Genomic DNA, 16,195 nt, shown 5'->3' on the forward strand with positions numbered 1-16,195 from the left:
GCATGGCGGTGACACAGGTCGTACGGTCGGAGTGGACCAAGATCCGGTCGGTGGCATCCACGGTGTGGACACTCTCGCTGGTGGTGGTCGTGACGGTCGCCCTCGGCATGCTGATCTCGGCGCTGTCGAAGAACGAGTTCGACTCGATGAGCGCGCAGGACCGGGCGGAGTTCGACCCGACGTTCATCAGCTTCGCCGGGATGAGCCTCGGTCAGCTCGCGATGATCGTGTTCGGTGTGCTCGTCGTGTCGAACGAGTACAGCACCGGCATGATCCGCACCTCGCTGGCCGCGGTGCCGCAGCGCGGCTCCTTCCTGTTCAGCAAGATCGCCGTCGCCAGTGGGCTCGCCCTGCTCGTCGGCCTGGTCACCAGCTTCGCCGCCTTCTTCCTGGGACAGGCGATGCTGGGCTCGCACCGGGCGGAGATCGGCGACCCGGGTGTACTGCGGGCCGTGCTAGGCGGGGGCCTCTACATGGCGCTGATCGCGATGTTCTCCATGGGTGTCGCCGCGATGTTGCGCTCGCCGATGCTGTCGCTGGGCATCCTGATGCCGTTCTTCTTCCTGATCTCCAACATTCTGGGCAATGTCGACGCGACGAAGAAGGTCGGCCGTTTTCTTCCCGACCAGGCCGGCAGCAAGATCATGCAGGTGGTCACGCCGATCGACGACGACACCCCGTACGGACCGTGGGGCGGTCTGGGGATCATGGGGCTGTGGGTGCTGGCGGCGCTGATCGGCGGCTATGTGCTGCTGAAGAAGCGCGACGCCTAGGGCCTGTCGTTTGGATCAGGGTGCAGGACATCGGCGGTTCTTGTCAGTGCCGGTGAGCGGGGCCTGGTGCGTGCGGCTGCAAGGCAGAGGAGGGCGTCGACGCGGAGCGTCGGCAACCGACGACAACGCGGCAGATGCGCGTACCAGGCCCCGCGTCTGCGGGCTGATCCAAACGACAGGCCCTAGGGGACCACTGACGCGCCGGACCTTTACCTCCTCTTGGAAGGAACCGTCAGCGCCTCGATATCCTCCTAACCCTTACGGGGGCGTGTGCCCCGCTGTCCTGAACCTTGCGATGGGTGCGGAGCATGATCGAAGCAGTCGGCCTGACGAAGCGCTACGGCGACAAGACCGCTGTGTACAACCTTTCCTTCCAGGTGCGGCCCGGGGCCGTCACCGGCTTCCTCGGGCCGAACGGCTCGGGCAAGTCGACGACGATGCGCATGATCCTCGGCCTGGACAATCCGACGGCCGGGCAGGTGACGATCGGCGGCTATCCGTACCGCAGGCTGCCCAACGCCGCCCGCCAGGTCGGTGCCCTGCTGGACGCGAAGGCGGTGCACGGCGGCCGCTCCGCCCGCAACCATCTGCTGTCCCTGGCCCAGCTCTCGGGCATCCCGTCCCGGCGGGTGGACGAGGTGCTCGGGGTCGTCGGTCTGCAGGACGTGGCCAAGAAGCGGTCCAAGGGCTTCTCCCTCGGCATGGGGCAGCGGCTCGGCATCGCCGCCGCGCTGCTCGGCGACCCGCAGGTGCTGCTGTTCGACGAGCCGGTCAACGGCCTCGACCCCGAGGGCATCCTCTGGGTGCGCAACCTGATGAAGGCGCTGGCCGCCGAGGGCCGTACGGTCTTCGTCTCCTCCCATCTGATGAGCGAGATGGCGCTGACCGCCGACCACCTCATCGTCATCGGACGCGGGCAGCTGCTCGCGGACATGAGCGTCACCGACTTCATCTCGGCGAACTCGGCGGACTTCGCGCGCGTGCGCACGCCCGACACCGAGCCGCAGCAGCGCGAGAAGCTGTCGGCCGCGCTCACCGAGGCGGGCGGTCATGTACTGCCCGAGCAGGACGGCGCGCTGCGCGTGACCGGGCTGGCGCTGCCCCGCATCAGTGACATCGCGCACGGCACCGACGTACGGCTGTGGGAGCTGTCGCCGCACCAGGCCTCGCTGGAGGAGGCGTACATGCGGATGACGCAGGGCGCCGTCGACTACCGCTCGACCATCGACCAGAAGGAAGGGCTCCAGCAGCCGCTGCCGCCCGGGGCGCAGCCGCCGATGCCGGTGCCCGGGCAGGGCCAGCCGGGCTGGTACGCCCCGCCGCCGCCCCAGCAGGGCGGCGCACCGGGCCAGGTTCCTGCGGGCCCGTACGGCGCCCCGGGAGCTCACAGCGCCGCCCCGAGCGCCCCTGGCGCCCCCGTCCCGGGCGCGCCCAACCCGTACGCCCAGCCCACGCCCCAGGCGCCCCAGAACGCCCCTCAGCCGGCGTCGCAGGGCGAGGCGGGCGGTTCGGCCGACGCGTCCGCCACGCCGGCCCCCCAGAGCGCTCCCCAGCCCGCGCCCCAGCCGGCCGCCGCGCCCGCGCAGTCCGCCGCCGCGCCGGCCGCGCCCGCCGCCGCCCCGAACTCCGACCTGACCAAGCCCGAGGACGCCCGATGAGCAGCCCCCAGCCCCAGACGCCGCAGGCCGCGCCCGCCTGGCAGGCGGCTCCCGGTTCCGCCCCCTACCCCGGTGGTCCCGGCTACACCTCGCCGATCCCGGTCGTGCGCACGCATCTCGGGCACGCCATCGCGTCCGAGTGGACGAAGATCAGGTCGGTGCGCTCCACCCTGTGGACGCTCGGCGTGTTCGTCCTGCTCGTCATCGGCATCGGCACGCTCACCGGCGTGGTGGTGGCCGGGTCCGACCCGGCCCTGGACGGCGAAAGCCCCCTCGGCCTCGGCTTCTTCGGCCTGCTGCTGGGCAGCATGTGCATCATCACGCTGGGCGTGCTGACCACGGCCTCGGAGTACGGCACCGGCATGATCCGCACCACGATGGTCGCGTGCCCGAGCCGGGGCAGGGTGCTGGCGGCGAAGGCCGTGGTGTTCTTCCTGACCGCGTTCGTCGTGACGCTGGTGTCCGCGGCCCTCGTCGCCTTCCTGCACGTGGCGATGCTGGAGGGCGACGGCGCCAGGTCCCCCTCCGGCGGTGAGTGGCTGAAGGGCACGGTCGGCATCTCGCTCTACATCGCGCTGCTCGGCCTGCTCTCGCTCCTCGTCGGCTCGATCATCCGCCACTCGGCGGGCGCCATCACCATCATGATCGGCGCCGTGCTGGCCCCGCTGGTGATCGCGCTGTTCATGTTCTCGGAGTCCCTGCAGGGTGTGCGCGACGCACTGTTCGAGTACTCGATCCCCAACCAGCTCAGCGTCTTCTACGCCAACTCCCTCAGCCAGTCCGGCCCGTCCGGCTGGGACCCGCTGTGGATCATCCTCGGCGTCACGGCCGTGGCGTTCGCCGGCGCCTTCGTGCTCCAGGAGAAGCGGGACGTCTGAGCCCGGTCAGAACCTCGGCGCGTTACGGGACCGCTGCACCCCCGGGGTGCGGCGGTCCCGCGCGTTCCAGCAGGCCTTGTGCCAGTGTCTGCGGTCGTCGACGCCCGTGTGCTCCGCCCAGGCCACCACATGGGGCACCCCGTCCGGGATCATCTGGTCGCAGCCGGGGCAGCGGTACGACTTGCCCTGCGCGCTCGCGCCGGCCACGTGCCGTACGTTCCAGTTCTCGCCCTGCCAGTTCTCCGAGGACTGCCAGCCGCCGTAGCGGCCGGGGCGGTCGTCCTCGGCGCTCCGGCCGGAAGAACCGGCGTCCTTGGGTCGGTTGCGACGCGGGGACACGGGACACCTCTCGGGGCTATACAGGAAGCACGGGCCGTATTCAGCCTACGCGGCGCGCAGCCGGGTACGCGTACGGCACCAATCGCCACAAGTGCCTCGCGGGCCCGGCGGACTCACCCCGGGTGCCCTCCCCGGGCTCCCGGCGGAACCGCGCATTCTGCAGACAATCCGCAAAATACTCCGCCCGGCCGTGTCCTCGGCACGTGTCAGACGTTTATGCGCTGTGGGGGAGCTCCGTGTCGGAGCCAAGGAAGCAGGAAAGCGATGCGCGTTGGAAGTTTCGTGTTGGCGGCCCGGTTCCCCGGTCAGGGCGAGGGAGAGGCGCTGCACCGTGCGGTCCGCTCGGCCGAGGTGGCCGAGGAGGCCGGGCTCGACGCGGTCTGGCTGGCCGAGCACCACTTCGTGCCGTACGGCACGTGCCCGTCGGCCATCACCCTGGCCGCCCTGCTGCTGGGCCGCACCCGGCGCATCCGGGTCGGTACGGCGGTCAGCGTGCTGCCCACCGTGCACCCCGTGGCCCTCGGCGAGCAGGCGGCGCTGCTGCACCACACGAGCGACGGCCGTTTCACGCTCGGTGTCGGACGCGGCGGTCCCTGGGTCGACCTGGAGGTGTTCGGCGCGGGTCTGGAGGCGTACGAGCGAGGGTTCCCGGAGTCCCTGGAGCTTTTGGTGCGGTGGCTGCGCGAGTCGTCCGTGGCGGCCGACGGGGAGCGCTTCCGCTTCCGTGAAGTCCCGGTGGTGCCGCGGCCGTCGGAGGCCCTGACGGAGGGTTCGGGGCCCGAGCTGGTCGTCGCCTGCACCTCGCCGTCGAGTGTGCGGCTGGCAGCCGAGCGGGGCCTGTCGATGCTGCTCGGGATGCACGTGGGTGACGAGGAGAAAGCCGAGATGGTCGCGCTGTGGCGGCAGCACGCGCGGGCCTGCGGCCGGTCGCCCGAGGAGATCCTGGGCGCGTCACATGTGTCGGCCGGCGTCTGCCAGATCGCCGACCGGCGGGTCGACGCGGCGGAGACGCTGATGAAGGCGATGCCGGGCTGGCTGAAGCAGGGCCTGGAGGCGCATGTCACGGTCGACGGGCGCACGCGCCGGATGCGCGACCCGCTGGCCTACACCGAACTGCTCTGCGGGCTCCACCCGGTGGGCACCCCGCGACTGTGCGCGGACCGGCTGGCGGCGACCAGCGAGCGGACGGGCATCTCCCGCTTCGCGCTGCTCGTCGAGGGCTCCGGGGACCTGGCGGCGACCGAGGAGAACGTGCGGCGGCTGGGCGCCGAGGTGCTCCCCCAACTCGTCTGAGAGCACGGTGACGTCCTGGGGGCTTGCCGCTCCGGTACAGAACCGCACCTCCCGCGTACGGAGCGGCAAGCAAATGGCGCCGCGTCAGCAGTCCCGGAACTCGGGAGACTGGTTCAGCACCTGACTGCGGACCGAGGTGAAACGGTCCAGCTTCTCGTCGACCGAGGAGTCGAGCGGGAACACGGCCACCCGGTGGCAGTTCTGAAAGGCCAGGCGGACACCGAAGTGCCGTTGCAGCGCGCCGCGTATCGCGTCACTCGCAAGTGCACGCAGCAGCTGACCGCGTGCCTGCTCGTCCGGCGGGGGCGTCTGGTTGTCGGCGAACGCGCCGCCGTCCACCTTCAGCTGGGCCACCAGTGAGCTGATCATCTCCCACGCATAGGGCAGGGAGATCCGGACGCAGTCGACGAATTCCGCTTCGTCGACCTCGCCTCGCTCGGCCTGTTCGAGTAGGGCCGGTGAGACGTCGAGCGACATGAGTTCTCCTCTCGCACCCCCGCCCGGCGGGCAGGGGTTGCCGGACAGAAAAAGGAGTTCGCGACACCGGACACGCTGCGTACACGCACCGCGACCTCCCGTTCATACGGTAAGCAACGCGCGGTGACGGCACCAGGAAAATGCGCAGATGAGACACTCCCAATGCGCACACCATGCACACAATCGGCCATTACCGAACACGTGTTTTCCAGGGCGAATCGCGTCGACAGGTGCCCGTCGAGTAGCGTTGCCGACCATGCGTCTCGTCATTGCCCGCTGTTCCGTGGACTACGCCGGGCGGCTCACCGCCCACCTTCCCTCGGCCCCGCGCCTGATCCTGGTGAAGGCGGACGGCAGCGTCTCGATCCACGCCGACGACCGGGCCTACAAGCCCCTGAACTGGATGTCGCCGCCCTGCACCCTGAAGGAGGGCACCGGCGAGGAGGAAGGCGTCTGGACCGTCGTCAACAAGGCGGGCGAGAAGCTCATCATCACGATGGAGGAAGTCCTCCACGACTCCTCGCACGAACTGGGCGTCGATCCGGGCCTGATCAAGGACGGCGTGGAAGCGCACCTCCAGGAGCTGCTCGCCGACCGTATCGAGACACTCGGCGACGGCTACACGCTCATCCGCCGCGAGTACCCGACGGCCATCGGACCGGTCGACATCCTGTGCCGGGACGCCGACGGCAAGACCGTCGCGGTGGAGATCAAGCGGCGCGGTGAGATCGACGGCGTGGAACAGCTCACGCGTTACCTGGAGCTGCTCAACCGCGACCCCCATCTCGCCCCGGTGCGCGGCGTCTTCGCGGCCCAGGAGATCAAGCCCCAGGCCCGCGTCCTCGCGACCGACCGGGGCATCGGCTGCCAGGTGCTCGACTACGACGCGCTGCGGGGCATCGAGGACGACAAGCTGCGGCTGTTCTGACAGGCCGCACGACGACGAACAGGGCCGGGTCCGTGGAACGGACCCGGCCCTGCTGTCGGTGCGGTTGTGTCAGATCACCGTGTCCGGGCTGCTCGGCGCGCCCGTGGTGCTCTGCGGCGCACTCGCCGTGGTGCTCGTGGGAGCACTCGGGGCCGGTCCACTGGCCGAGTCGGAGGTGGACGGGCTGGTCGTCGGCGGCTGCGAGGTGGGCGGCTCTGACGTCGGCGGCTGCGAGGTCGGCGGCTCGGACGTGGGCGGCTTGGACGTCGGCGGCTTCGACGTCACGGGCGGCTTGGACGTCGCCGGCGGCTTGGACGTGGACGGCGGCTTCGAGGACGACGGCGGCTTCGACGGCGACGCTGAGTCGCTCGGGTCCTGCGAACCGCTCGGGGAGGCCGTCGGCGTCGGGTCGTCCGACGTGCCGAGCGTGCCGTCCGGGCCCGGGTCCGTCGGGCGGGCGGGCACTTCCCCGGTGTCGCCGCCGCCGTCGTTCTCCGGCCGGTCGGCGCCGAGGTCGTCGTCTTCGACCCCCTGGCTGGCGGACGGGTTGACGCCGACCTGGCCGGAGGGCGGGTTCTTGCCGTTGTCGGAGGTGGCGCCGAGCGTCACCACCGTGCCCAGGACGGCGACGAGCAGGGCCCCGGCTCCGGCGGCCACGAGGTTGCGCCGGGCCAAGCCCTTGAGGCCGCCCCGGGCCGCCCGTGAGGGCGCGGGCGAGCTGCGGTGGGTGACCAGGGCCGGGGAGGGCGGCTGCTGGAGGGTGGGGAAGGGCGCCGGAACACCGCCGGGCGGGGACGCCGACTCCTCGTCACGGGCGTCGGGCACCTCCTCCCCCGCGGTCGGCCCGAGCCCGATCGGTGTGCCCGAGCGGTCGGCGACCAGGGCGAGGGCACGGCGGCCGGCGACGGTGCCGCGCTTGTCGGCGAGGGCGCCGCGCAGGCCGATGGAGGCCTCCAGTTCGGCGCGGGCCCGGTCGAGCTGCCCCGCGCACAGGGCGAGGACGCCGAGCTCGTGGTGGAAGTAGGCCTCTTCGGCCACGTCCCCGGCGAGCCGGGCGGCCTCGGCGCCGGAGCGCAGGGCCCGCTCCCAGGCGCTCCAGTGCAGTCCGGCGGCGAACGCCGGGGCGGCGGTGCGGGCCAGGTGCACGGCCGCGCTCTCCTCGCCCTCGGCGGGCGGCCGGGTGGCGGGTCCGAGGAGGGCCAGGGCGGCGAGGAGCGCGTCGGCCTCGGCGCACACGCGCTCCGGGGTGACCGAGGGGTGCCCGGCCCACCAGGAGTAGTGCTGGGCGGCGCTGCGGGCCCGGGCCTCGGCCTCGTCGGCGTACCCGGCGGCCTCCAGCTGGGCCGGCACGCCGGCGGCGAGACGGTAGCGGGAGCCGACCGGGGAGACCAGACCGCAGGCGGCCAGCTCGCCGAGAGCGGCGTCCGCGTGGGTGTCGCCGACCAGGGCGGGCAGATGCGCCTGGTGCGGGACCTCGCCGCCGAGGGCGAGCGCGAACCGCAGGGTGGCGCGGGCGGAGGCGCTCAGCCGGGAGGCGAGCAGCGGCGCGGGCGCGGCGGCCTCGCCGAGCGCGGGCAGGGGCACGTCGTCGCCGAGGTCGTAGATCTCGGCACTGTCGGCCGGGGGCGCGTCCTCGAAGACGCCGAACTCGTCGACGGCGCTGGTGCCGGCGCGCAGCCGGTCGCGCTGCCGCAGCAGGGCGCCGGCCTGGACGAAGCGCAGCGGCAGCCCCTCGGACTCGAACCAGAGGTCGCCGGCCCAGGTGGACTCGTCCTCGGTGAGGGCCCGGCCGACGGCGTGTTCCAGCAGGTCGAGCCCGGCAGCGCGCTCCAGTCCGCCGAGGACGACCTCCTCGACGGCGGCGTCGGCGGAGGGGGCCGGCACGTCCGGGGTGGCGCCGAGCAGGAAGGCGCACTCGGGGGTCGCCTCCAGCAGCTCGTCCAGCGCGGCGCCGCCGAACTCCAGGTCGTCGAGGACGACGACCGCGCCGATCTCACGGACGTGACCGAGGAGTTCGTCCCGGTCAGGACGGTGCAGCGGGGCGCTGTACACCGCGTGGAACAGGTCGTACAGCAGGTCGTCGCAGGTGCGTCCGAAGCCGTTGAGACGGACGACGCCGTCCGGGGCGAGGTCGGAGCAGTCCTCGGCGACGAGGTCGAGGAGGCGGGTGCGGCCCGAGCCTGCCGGGCCGGTCAGGCGCGTGGAGCGGCCGCGGGCGAGCAGGCGCACCAGGCGCTCGCGTTCGTCCTGGCGGGCCAGCAGCGGCAGGGCGGGCTGCGGGGGGCCCGGCGGGACGGGCGGACGGGCCGCGCGCTCGGCCTCGGCGCGCTCGGCCGCGGTGAGCTTCACGGGCCGTGCGGGCCGTTCGGTGGGCGGGCAGGCCTCTATCTCGCTGCCGTCGACGGGGTTGACCGTCAGCAGGAAATCACCGGTGACCAGCTGGACCGTGCGGGCGAGTGCCGGCGCGTGCTGGGCGAAGTCCGGGGTGAGGGATTCCCGCGGAGGGCGCTGGCGCGGCGCGGGGCCGTCGCCGTCGTGGCCGTACTCCTCGGGTCCCTGGTTGTCAGGATCCATAGGTCAAGCCCCCAAAAGCGTGCGTGCTTGGAAAAGCCCCTCCCGGCCTTGCTGCACACCGCGCTGTCGCCTCTGGTCCGGTCCCGCCGAAGGGTGTCAAGGCAGCGGGCAGCCGAACCCTAAACCTTCGCACAGTATCTACGACAGTCCGGGGTACCGCTCCGTCCGTAACGTCACGGTCTCGTGAGGATTGTGCGCGTCACACGATGGGGCGACGCGCGTCCGGGTCTCCCCGGTCGCCCGGCTCACACCCGTACGAGCCGTCACACGCGGGGAAGCGTCTCCACCCCGATGCCTCCCTCGATCGCCAGGATCCGGTGCAGTCGGGTGGCCACCAGCAGGCGCTGCATCTGCGGCGGTACGTCGCGCAGCACCAGGCGCCGGCCGCAACGGCCGGCCCGTCGGTGGGCCCCCATGATCACACCCAGTCCGGTGGCGTCCCAGGAGTCCAGTTCGGACAGGTCCAGCACGAGGTCCCCGACTCCGTCGTCGACGGCCGAGTGCAGGACCGTACGGGCGTCCGCCGCGCTCCGGACGTCGAGGCGGCCCCCGACGACCAGCCCGGCGTGGTCGCCCCTGATGTACATATGCGCTCCCCGTGCGTGCGAATCGTGCTCCGCGTTCTGGATGTGGGTGATGCAACCTCTGACTGTGTGGAGGAGTCAGAGGTTGCTTCCTGTAAGCGAACCGATACCGAATTCACCCTGGGGTGTGATGGGCCCGGGGCATGTGCGGTTTCAGTGCTTGTAGAAGCCCTGCCCGCTCTTGCGTCCGATGTCACCGGCGTCAACCATCCGGCGCATCGACTCGGGAGCCGCGAACTTCTCGTCCTGGGACTCGGTGTAGATGTTGTTCGTGGCGTGCAGCAGGATGTCGACGCCGGTCAGGTCCGCCGTCGCCAGCGGGCCCATGGCGTGGCCGAAGCCCAGCTTGCAGGCCAAGTCGATGTCCTCGGCGCTCGCCACGCCCGACTCCTGCAGCTTCGCGGCCTCGACGACCAGGGCGCAGATGAGACGGGTCGTCACGAAGCCGGCGACGTCGCGGTTGACGACGATGCAGGTCTTGCCGACCGACTCGGCGAACTCCCGGGCAGTGGCGAGGGTTTCGTCACTGGTCTTGTAGCCGCGCACCAGTTCGCACAGCTGCATCATCGGCACCGGCGAGAAGAAGTGCGTGCCGACGACCCGTTCCGGGCGTTCCGTCGCCGCCGCGATCTTGGTGATCGGGATGGCGGAGGTGTTGGAGGCGAGGACCGCCTCGTCCTTCACGATCTTGTCGAGCGCGCGGAAGATCTCGTGCTTGATCTCGAGCTTCTCGAACACGGCCTCGACGACCACGTCCGCGTCCGCCACGGCGTCCAGGTCGGTGGTCGCGGTGATGCGGGCCAGGGCGGCGTCGGCGTCGTGCGCCTCCAGCTTGCCCTTGGCGACGAACTTGTCGTACGACGCCTTGATGCCGTCGGTGCCCCGCGTCAGTGCCTCGTCGGTGACGTCGCGCAGGACCACCTCCCAGCCCGCCTGTGCGGAGACCTGGGCGATGCCGGATCCCATGAGGCCGGCTCCGATGACGGCGAGCTTCCGTGCCACTGTGCGACTCCCCTGACGCGCTGCTTATGTCTGCCTCTCGGGCGGACACTAGCGCTCGTGAGTGGCTGTGTGACCAGTAAGTAATGCGCGTCACGTCTCACATGACGGACATCACACCGGCAGGGGTCACCGAGCGCCCCGGACGGCGTAGTTGAGCACCTTCTCGCTCAACAGCTCCTCGACGTCGTCGAGAACGACGAGCATCTCCCGTGACACTTCGTCCGGGTTGCGCCGCTTGACCATCTCGCGGCCGATCGCCACGAAAAGGGTGCCGTGGACCCAGCAGATCTGACCGGCGATCAGCCCGGGCAGCGGGTCGCCGACGGTGGCGCCGGTCTCCTCGCGGAGGGTCGCCTCCAGATTGTCCTGGAGTTCTTGCTGGATGCTCCACAGCCGGGAGCGCAGCGGTGGCGCCTCTTCGATGCAGCGCATGAAACGGTCGTAGCCCTCGATGAGGCCCACACGGGGCGAGACGGCCTCGATCTCGGCGCGCAGCTCGCGCAGTACCGCCCGGGCGGCCGACTCCCCCGCGTCCCGGCCGCGCACCCAGCGGGAGAGCCGGTCGACGACACCCTGGGAGCGGTCGAAGAAGAGGTCTTCCTTGGCCGGGAAGTAGTTGTAGACGGTGTTCACGGAGACGTCGGCGGCCTCCGCCACCTCCGCGATCGTCACCGTCACGAACCCGTGCTCCAGGAACAGCCCGGTGGCGATGTCCGAGATGCGCTGTCTGGTCTCGCGCTTCTTCCGTTCCCTGAGCCCCTCAGCCATGTCCGAATCCTAGCTTCCATGGAGACCCCCAAAACTTGGGGTCATTGCAAACTTTAAGAGACTCTGTTTTTCTGGGGCCATGGCAATCATCAGTACGGCCGGGCTGGCCCGTACCTTCCTGACCAAGAACGGCCCCGTGGAGGCCGTGCGCTCCATCGACCTGTCCGTCCGCGAGGGCGAGATCCTCGGCTTCCTCGGCCCGAACGGCGCCGGCAAGACGACGACCCTGCGGATGCTCACGACCCTGCTGGCACCGACCGGCGGCGCCGCCACCGTCGCGGGCCACGACCTGGCGACCGACCCGGCCGGGGTACGGCGGGTCAGCGGCTACGTGGCACAGTCCGGCGGCGTCGACCCGCAGATCAGCGTCCGCGAGGAGCTGGTCACCCAGGGGCGGCTGTACCGGCTGCCGAAGGTGCAGGCGGCCGAGCGCGCCGAGGAGCTGGCTCGCGACCTGGACCTCACCGAACTCCTCGACCGCACGTGCGGTGCGCTCTCCGGCGGTCAGCGGCGGCGGCTCGACATCGCGATGGCACTCACCCACCGCCCGAAGGTGCTGTTCCTGGACGAGCCGACGACCGGCCTCGACCCCGGCAGCCGCGCCGACCTGTGGGACCTGGTGCGCCGGCTGCGCGACGAGTACGGCACGACGGTGTTCCTGACCACGCACTACCTCGACGAGGCCGACGCCCTCTCCGACCGGCTGGTCGTCGTCGACCACGGCGTGGTCGTCGCCGAGGGCACCCCGAGCGCACTGAAACTGCGGTACGGCGGATCGCTCGACGCCTCGCTGCAGGACACGTTCCTGGCCATCACCGGCCGCAATGCCGCCCCGGCCGAGCAGACCCCCGTCGCCGTATGAGGAAACCCCTTATGAGAGGCAGAGGAACCCCGATGCTGCTGCACGACACCGCGCTCGTCTACGGGCGCTACCTCCGTCAGTCCCTGCGCTCCCGCTTCGCGCTGCTCTTCGGCGTGCTCATGCCGCTGCTGTACCTGCTGTTCTTCGGCCCCCTGCTCACGGACCTGCCGCTCGGCGCGGGAGGCAGCTCCTGGCAGGTGCTCGTCCCCGGGCTGCTCCTCCAACTCGGCCTGTTCGGGGCGTCCTTCGCGGGCTTCTCGATCATCATCGAAAAGGGCCACGGCGTGGTCGAGCGCATGCGCGTCACTCCCGTGAGCCGACTGGCCCTGCTGCTCGGCCGGGTGCTGCGGGACGCCACGGTCTTCGTCTTCCAGGCCGCGCTGCTGGTGCTCGCGGCGGTGGCGATGGGCCTGCGGGCGCCGCTGGCGGGTGTTCTGATCGGCTTCGCCTTCGTCGCCCTGCTCACGCTCTCGCTGGCCGCCCTGTCGTACGCGCTGGCGATGAGGGTGGACACCCCGCAGAGCTTCGGTCCGGCGATCAACGCGCTGACCATGCCGTCCATGCTGCTGTCCGGCCTGATGCTCCCGATGACCCTGGGCCCGGCCTGGCTGAACGCCCTGTCGCACCTCATGCCGTTCCGCTACCTGGTGGACGCGGTGCGCGACGCCTACGTCGGCAGCTACACGACACCCCACATGCTCTACGGCGCGCTGGTGGCCGTCGCCCTCACGGCGCTGTCCGTGACGGTGGGCACACGTGTGTTCCGAACCGCCTGAGCGTAACTACGCTGGCCACATGGTCAATCTGACGCGCATCTACACCAGGACCGGCGACCAGGGCACCACCGCCCTCGGCGACATGAGCAGGGTCGCCAAGACCGACCTGCGGATCTCCGCGTACGCCGATGCCAACGAGGCGAACGCGGCGATCGGCACGGCCATCGCCCTGGGCGGCCTGGACGAGGAGATCGTCACGGTCCTCACCCGCGTCCAGAACGACCTGTTCGACGTGGGGGCGGACCTGTCGACGCCGGTGGTGGAGAACCCGGAGTTCCCGCCCCTGCGGGTCGAGCAGTTCTACATCGACAAGCTGGAGGCGGACTGCGACCGCTTCAACGAGCAGCTCGAGAAACTCCGCTCCTTCATCCTCCCCGGCGGCACACCCGGCGCGGCCCTGCTCCACCAGGCCTGCACGGTGGTCCGCAGGGCGGAGCGTTCCACCTGGGCGGCGCTGGAGGCACACGGCGAGGTGATGAACCCCCTGACGGCGACCTACCTCAACCGCCTCTCCGACCTCCTGTTCATCCTCGCGAGGACGGCGAACAAGGAGGTCGGAGACGTGCTGTGGGTCCCGGGCGGGGAGCGCTGAAGCGCCCCTGAAAGGGGCGCGGGGAACTGCGCGGCAAGCCACGACGCACGGGCAGCCGAGGAACCGGGCTACCGTCGCACCCTCTCCTTGTCGATCTGCCTCTCGGCTTCCCCCGCGGGAGCCTTCCGCGGCCAGATCAGATAGCTCAGCGCGATCAGTCCGTGGATCCCAGCCGCACGCCAGGCCACATGGCGCCAGCTCTCCAGGGAGGTGACGCGGCTCGGGTCGTCGACGTACCAGATGGCCAGCTGGAGGAGCCCGGTCGCGACGACGGCGCCCACCAGGGTGCCCAGCCAGACCCTCCCCTCGTAGCGCGCCCGGGCCATGCCGTAGCGCGGTGGCCCGATCGGCTTCGGGGCGCCGCCCAGCCGGTGGGCGGCGTGGCCGTCGAGCCACTTCACCGTGCGGTGGCCGTGCCCGACCGTGTAGCCGATGTACAGCGCGGCCAGGCCGTGCGTCCAGTTCGGCTCGGCACCGTTCTTCAGGTCCACCGCGGTGGCGACCAGCAGGACGACCTCCAGCAGCGGCTCGCACAACAGCAGCGCCAGCCCCGTACGCGGCATGCGCAGCAGGTAACGGACGGACAGGCCGGCCGCCAGCAGCACCCAGAAGCCGATCTCGCAGGCGGCGATCAAGGCGACGATCACTTCTCGCTCCTCTCGGTCACCTCTCCAGGCTCCCGGGCAGGGCGGCGGGAATCGTCGTCGCGACTGACGAACCCCGGGTACATCGAAAGATGCAGCCGGAGCCCCTACGCGCGGATCATGCGCGGGGTGCGACCGGCCGTGTTGGATGGTGCCATGGCCGCCGGACTCCCCCGCCCCCGACGTTTCGACGTGTACGTCGCGCTCGGCAGCCTGCTCGGCGGGCTGCTGTTGTGGGGTGTCGGCCTGGCCACGAGACCGAGCACCGAGGTGCACGTGCTCCTGCCCGGGCGCTGGCCGGTCCTGCTGCCGCTGTTCGTGCTCGCCGGCTGCGAGTTGCTGCGCACAGCCGCCCCGCGCACCGGCCTGCTGATCGGTACGGCCGCGATCGTCCTGGACGTCGTCACCCAGGGCAACCTGGTCTCGATCCTGATGTACACCGACCTGATGTACGCGGCCGTCCTGTACGGCCCGCCCGCCTCGGCGCACCGCATTCCTCGGATCACCGGGCTGCTCACCGTGGCCGGAGCCGTCGTGCCGTTCGCGGTCTGGCGCGAGCCCGAGGCGCTGCTGATCGGCGTGGTCACCGGCCTGGTCACCTTCGGGCCCGCCTCGACCGGGCTGATCGTGCGCAACCACCGCGAGGCCGCCGACGCGGCCCGGCTGCGCGCCCAACAGACCGCACTGCTCGCCGAGATGGACCGCACCCAGGCCGTCACCGCCGAACGCGCACGGATGGCGCGCGAGCTGCACGACATGGTCGCCAACCACCTGTCCGCGATCGCCATCCACTCCACTGCCGCGCTGTCCCTCGACGATCCGAAGACCTCGCGGGAGGCGCTCGTGGTCATCCGCGAGAACAGCGTGGAGGGGCTCGCCGAGATGCGGAGGCTGATCGGCATCCTGCGCGACAGCAGCGGCGACGTGGAGCCGTCCGCCGCACCCACGCTCGACGGCCTGGGCTCGCTGGTGGACGGCGCACGTGCCAACGGCCTCGACGTCACCCTCGACGCCGAACGGAGTGAGGTGCCCGCCCCCGTCGAGCTCGCCGCCTACCGCATCGTGCAGGAGTCGCTGACCAACGCGCTCAAGCACGCGGCACCGGGCCGGGTCACCGTGTCCCTGACACAGCGGGACGGCTCACTCGTCGTCAGCGTGACCAGCCCCTACGGGGACCGGGACGCCCCGCGCGTCCCCGGATCGGGCGCGGGTCTGATCGGCATGAGAGAACGCGTGGCCCTGCTGGACGGCACGTTCGACGCCGCCCCCGAGGACTCGCCCGAGGGCAGGATCTGGGCCGTACACGCCACCATCCCCGTCAGCCACCGTGCCGAAGGAGACACCGCATGAGCTCGCCTGTCCGGGTCGTGGTCGCCGAGGACCAGTCCGCCGTCCGCGCGGGTCTGGTCCTCATCCTGCGCAGCGCGCCCGACATCGAGGTGGTCGGCGAGGCGGCGGACGGTGAGCAGGCGGTGGCGCTGGCCCGTGAGCTGCGGCCGGACCTGGTGCTGATGGACGTTCAGATGCCGCGTCTGGACGGGGTGTCGGCGACCCGGCAGGTCGTCGCGGAACGACTCGCCGACGTGCTGGTGCTGACCACCTTCGACCTCGACGAGTACGTCTTCGGGGCGCTGCGGGCGGGCGCCTCCGGGTTCCTGCTGAAGAACACCGAGGCGAGTGAACTGCTGGAGGCCGTGCGGACGGTGGCGCGCGGGGAGGGTCTGATCGCCCCGGCCGTGACGCGGCGGCTGATCGCGGAGTTCGCCGCGAAGCCCGCCCGGGAGACCACGGCCGATCCGGCGGTGCTCGAACAGCTGACCCGGCGGGAGCGCGAGGTGCTGTCCTGCCTCGGCCGGGGGTTGTCCAACGCGGACATCGCGGAGCGGCTCGACATGGCAGAGGCGACCGTGAAGACGCACGTCAGCAGGCTGCTCGGGAAGCTGGGGCTGCGGAGCCGGGTGCAAGCCGCCGTGCTGGCACAGGAGTTGGGCGTCTGAAGCGGGCCGGGGCCGACGCTGGTTGCACAAAGTGTGGTGGTCCAGACCTA

17 protein-coding genes are annotated in these 16,195 nt (G+C 71.2%); 10 read left to right on the top strand and 7 right to left on the bottom strand.

The features are described 5' to 3' along the window. Positions 1-2 precede the first annotated feature (2 nt). The 3 genes from AB0B29_RS32440 (at position 3) to AB0B29_RS32450 (ending at position 3,309) form a co-directional block, all read left to right on the top strand. Positions 3-773, top strand: a complete 771-nt coding sequence (locus AB0B29_RS32440) for an ABC transporter permease (RefSeq protein WP_362245425.1) — start codon at positions 3-5, stop codon at positions 771-773. 308 nt (positions 774-1,081) lie between these two features. Continuing rightward, positions 1,082-2,431: an ABC transporter ATP-binding protein gene (locus AB0B29_RS32445; RefSeq protein ID WP_362245427.1), complete on the top strand. Its 1,350-nt coding sequence runs from the start codon at positions 1,082-1,084 to the stop codon at positions 2,429-2,431. Further along, a complete protein-coding gene (locus AB0B29_RS32450; protein ID WP_362245429.1) occupies positions 2,428-3,309 on the top strand; it encodes an ABC transporter permease subunit in 882 nt (293 codons plus the stop codon). The genes AB0B29_RS32445 and AB0B29_RS32450 overlap by 4 nt, the downstream gene beginning before the upstream one ends. Positions 3,310-3,315: 6 nt before the next feature. On the opposite strand, the gene AB0B29_RS32455 is transcribed toward AB0B29_RS32450, so the two are convergent. Beyond that, on the bottom strand, positions 3,316-3,648 hold the full coding sequence (locus tag AB0B29_RS32455) for an ATP/GTP-binding protein (protein ID WP_362245431.1): 333 nt from the start codon (positions 3,646-3,648) through the stop codon (positions 3,316-3,318). Positions 3,649-3,912: 264 nt separating this feature from the next. Between AB0B29_RS32455 and AB0B29_RS32460 the strand changes: the two genes are divergently transcribed. Beyond that, positions 3,913-4,941 carry an LLM class flavin-dependent oxidoreductase gene (locus AB0B29_RS32460; RefSeq protein WP_362245433.1) on the top strand — a complete coding sequence of 343 codons (1,029 nt, stop codon included), beginning with the start codon at positions 3,913-3,915 and terminating at the stop codon, positions 4,939-4,941. 84 nt (positions 4,942-5,025) lie between these two features. Here the strand turns inward: AB0B29_RS32460 and AB0B29_RS32465 are convergent, their stop codons facing one another. After that, complete coding sequence (locus AB0B29_RS32465) at positions 5,026-5,418, bottom strand: SCO5389 family protein (RefSeq protein WP_053670566.1); 393 nt, start codon at positions 5,416-5,418, stop codon at positions 5,026-5,028. 256 nt (positions 5,419-5,674) lie between these two features. On the opposite strand from AB0B29_RS32465, the gene nucS reads away from it, so the two are divergent. After that, positions 5,675-6,346 carry an endonuclease NucS gene (nucS, locus tag AB0B29_RS32470; protein WP_030854272.1) on the top strand — a complete coding sequence of 224 codons (672 nt, stop codon included), beginning with the start codon at positions 5,675-5,677 and terminating at the stop codon, positions 6,344-6,346. Positions 6,347-6,415: 69 nt separating this feature from the next. Here the strand turns inward: nucS and AB0B29_RS32475 are convergent, their stop codons facing one another. From AB0B29_RS32475 to AB0B29_RS32490, 4 genes are all read right to left on the bottom strand, one after another. Beyond that, positions 6,416-8,920, bottom strand: coding sequence for an ATP-binding protein (locus tag AB0B29_RS32475; protein ID WP_362245435.1), 2,505 nt, complete (start codon positions 8,918-8,920; stop codon positions 6,416-6,418). Positions 8,921-9,183: 263 nt separating this feature from the next. Then, positions 9,184-9,507: an STAS domain-containing protein gene (locus AB0B29_RS32480; protein ID WP_053670569.1), complete on the bottom strand. Its 324-nt coding sequence runs from the start codon at positions 9,505-9,507 to the stop codon at positions 9,184-9,186. A 150-nt stretch (positions 9,508-9,657) separates the two neighbouring features. Further along, positions 9,658-10,506 (bottom strand): 3-hydroxyacyl-CoA dehydrogenase family protein, encoded by an 849-nt coding sequence (locus AB0B29_RS32485; protein ID WP_053670570.1) that lies wholly within the window; start codon positions 10,504-10,506, stop codon positions 9,658-9,660. A 126-nt stretch (positions 10,507-10,632) separates the two neighbouring features. After that, complete coding sequence (locus AB0B29_RS32490) at positions 10,633-11,274, bottom strand: TetR/AcrR family transcriptional regulator (RefSeq protein ID WP_362245437.1); 642 nt, start codon at positions 11,272-11,274, stop codon at positions 10,633-10,635. 79 nt (positions 11,275-11,353) lie between these two features. Here AB0B29_RS32490 and AB0B29_RS32495 point away from each other — a divergent pair, with 79 nt between their 5' ends. Genes AB0B29_RS32495 through AB0B29_RS32505 form a run of 3 tightly spaced genes read left to right on the top strand, consistent with a single transcriptional unit; the run spans position 11,354 to position 13,504 of the window. Next, positions 11,354-12,136, top strand: coding sequence for an ABC transporter ATP-binding protein (locus AB0B29_RS32495; protein ID WP_362245439.1), 783 nt, complete (start codon positions 11,354-11,356; stop codon positions 12,134-12,136). 32 nt (positions 12,137-12,168) lie between these two features. Continuing rightward, positions 12,169-12,912, top strand: a complete 744-nt coding sequence (locus AB0B29_RS32500; RefSeq protein WP_362245658.1) for an ABC transporter permease — start codon at positions 12,169-12,171, stop codon at positions 12,910-12,912. 19 nt (positions 12,913-12,931) lie between these two features. Next, positions 12,932-13,504: a cob(I)yrinic acid a,c-diamide adenosyltransferase gene (locus tag AB0B29_RS32505; protein WP_362245441.1), complete on the top strand. Its 573-nt coding sequence runs from the start codon at positions 12,932-12,934 to the stop codon at positions 13,502-13,504. A 68-nt stretch (positions 13,505-13,572) separates the two neighbouring features. On the opposite strand, the gene AB0B29_RS32510 is transcribed toward AB0B29_RS32505, so the two are convergent. Then, the gene (locus tag AB0B29_RS32510; RefSeq protein ID WP_362245443.1) at positions 13,573-14,151 is read right to left on the bottom strand and encodes a hypothetical protein; all 579 of its coding nucleotides are present in this window, start codon (positions 14,149-14,151) and stop codon (positions 13,573-13,575) included. Positions 14,152-14,304: 153 nt separating this feature from the next. On the opposite strand from AB0B29_RS32510, the gene AB0B29_RS32515 reads away from it, so the two are divergent. Continuing rightward, a complete protein-coding gene (locus AB0B29_RS32515; RefSeq protein WP_362245445.1) occupies positions 14,305-15,498 on the top strand; it encodes a sensor histidine kinase in 1,194 nt (397 codons plus the stop codon). Beyond that, on the top strand, positions 15,495-16,145 hold the full coding sequence (locus AB0B29_RS32520) for a response regulator transcription factor (RefSeq protein ID WP_362245447.1): 651 nt from the start codon (positions 15,495-15,497) through the stop codon (positions 16,143-16,145). Before AB0B29_RS32515 ends, AB0B29_RS32520 begins: the two co-directional genes overlap by 4 nt. Positions 16,146-16,195 lie beyond the last annotated feature (50 nt).

The organism is Streptomyces tibetensis, from assembly GCF_040647715.1.
Lineage (GTDB): Bacteria > Actinomycetota > Actinomycetes > Streptomycetales > Streptomycetaceae > Streptomyces > Streptomyces tibetensis_A.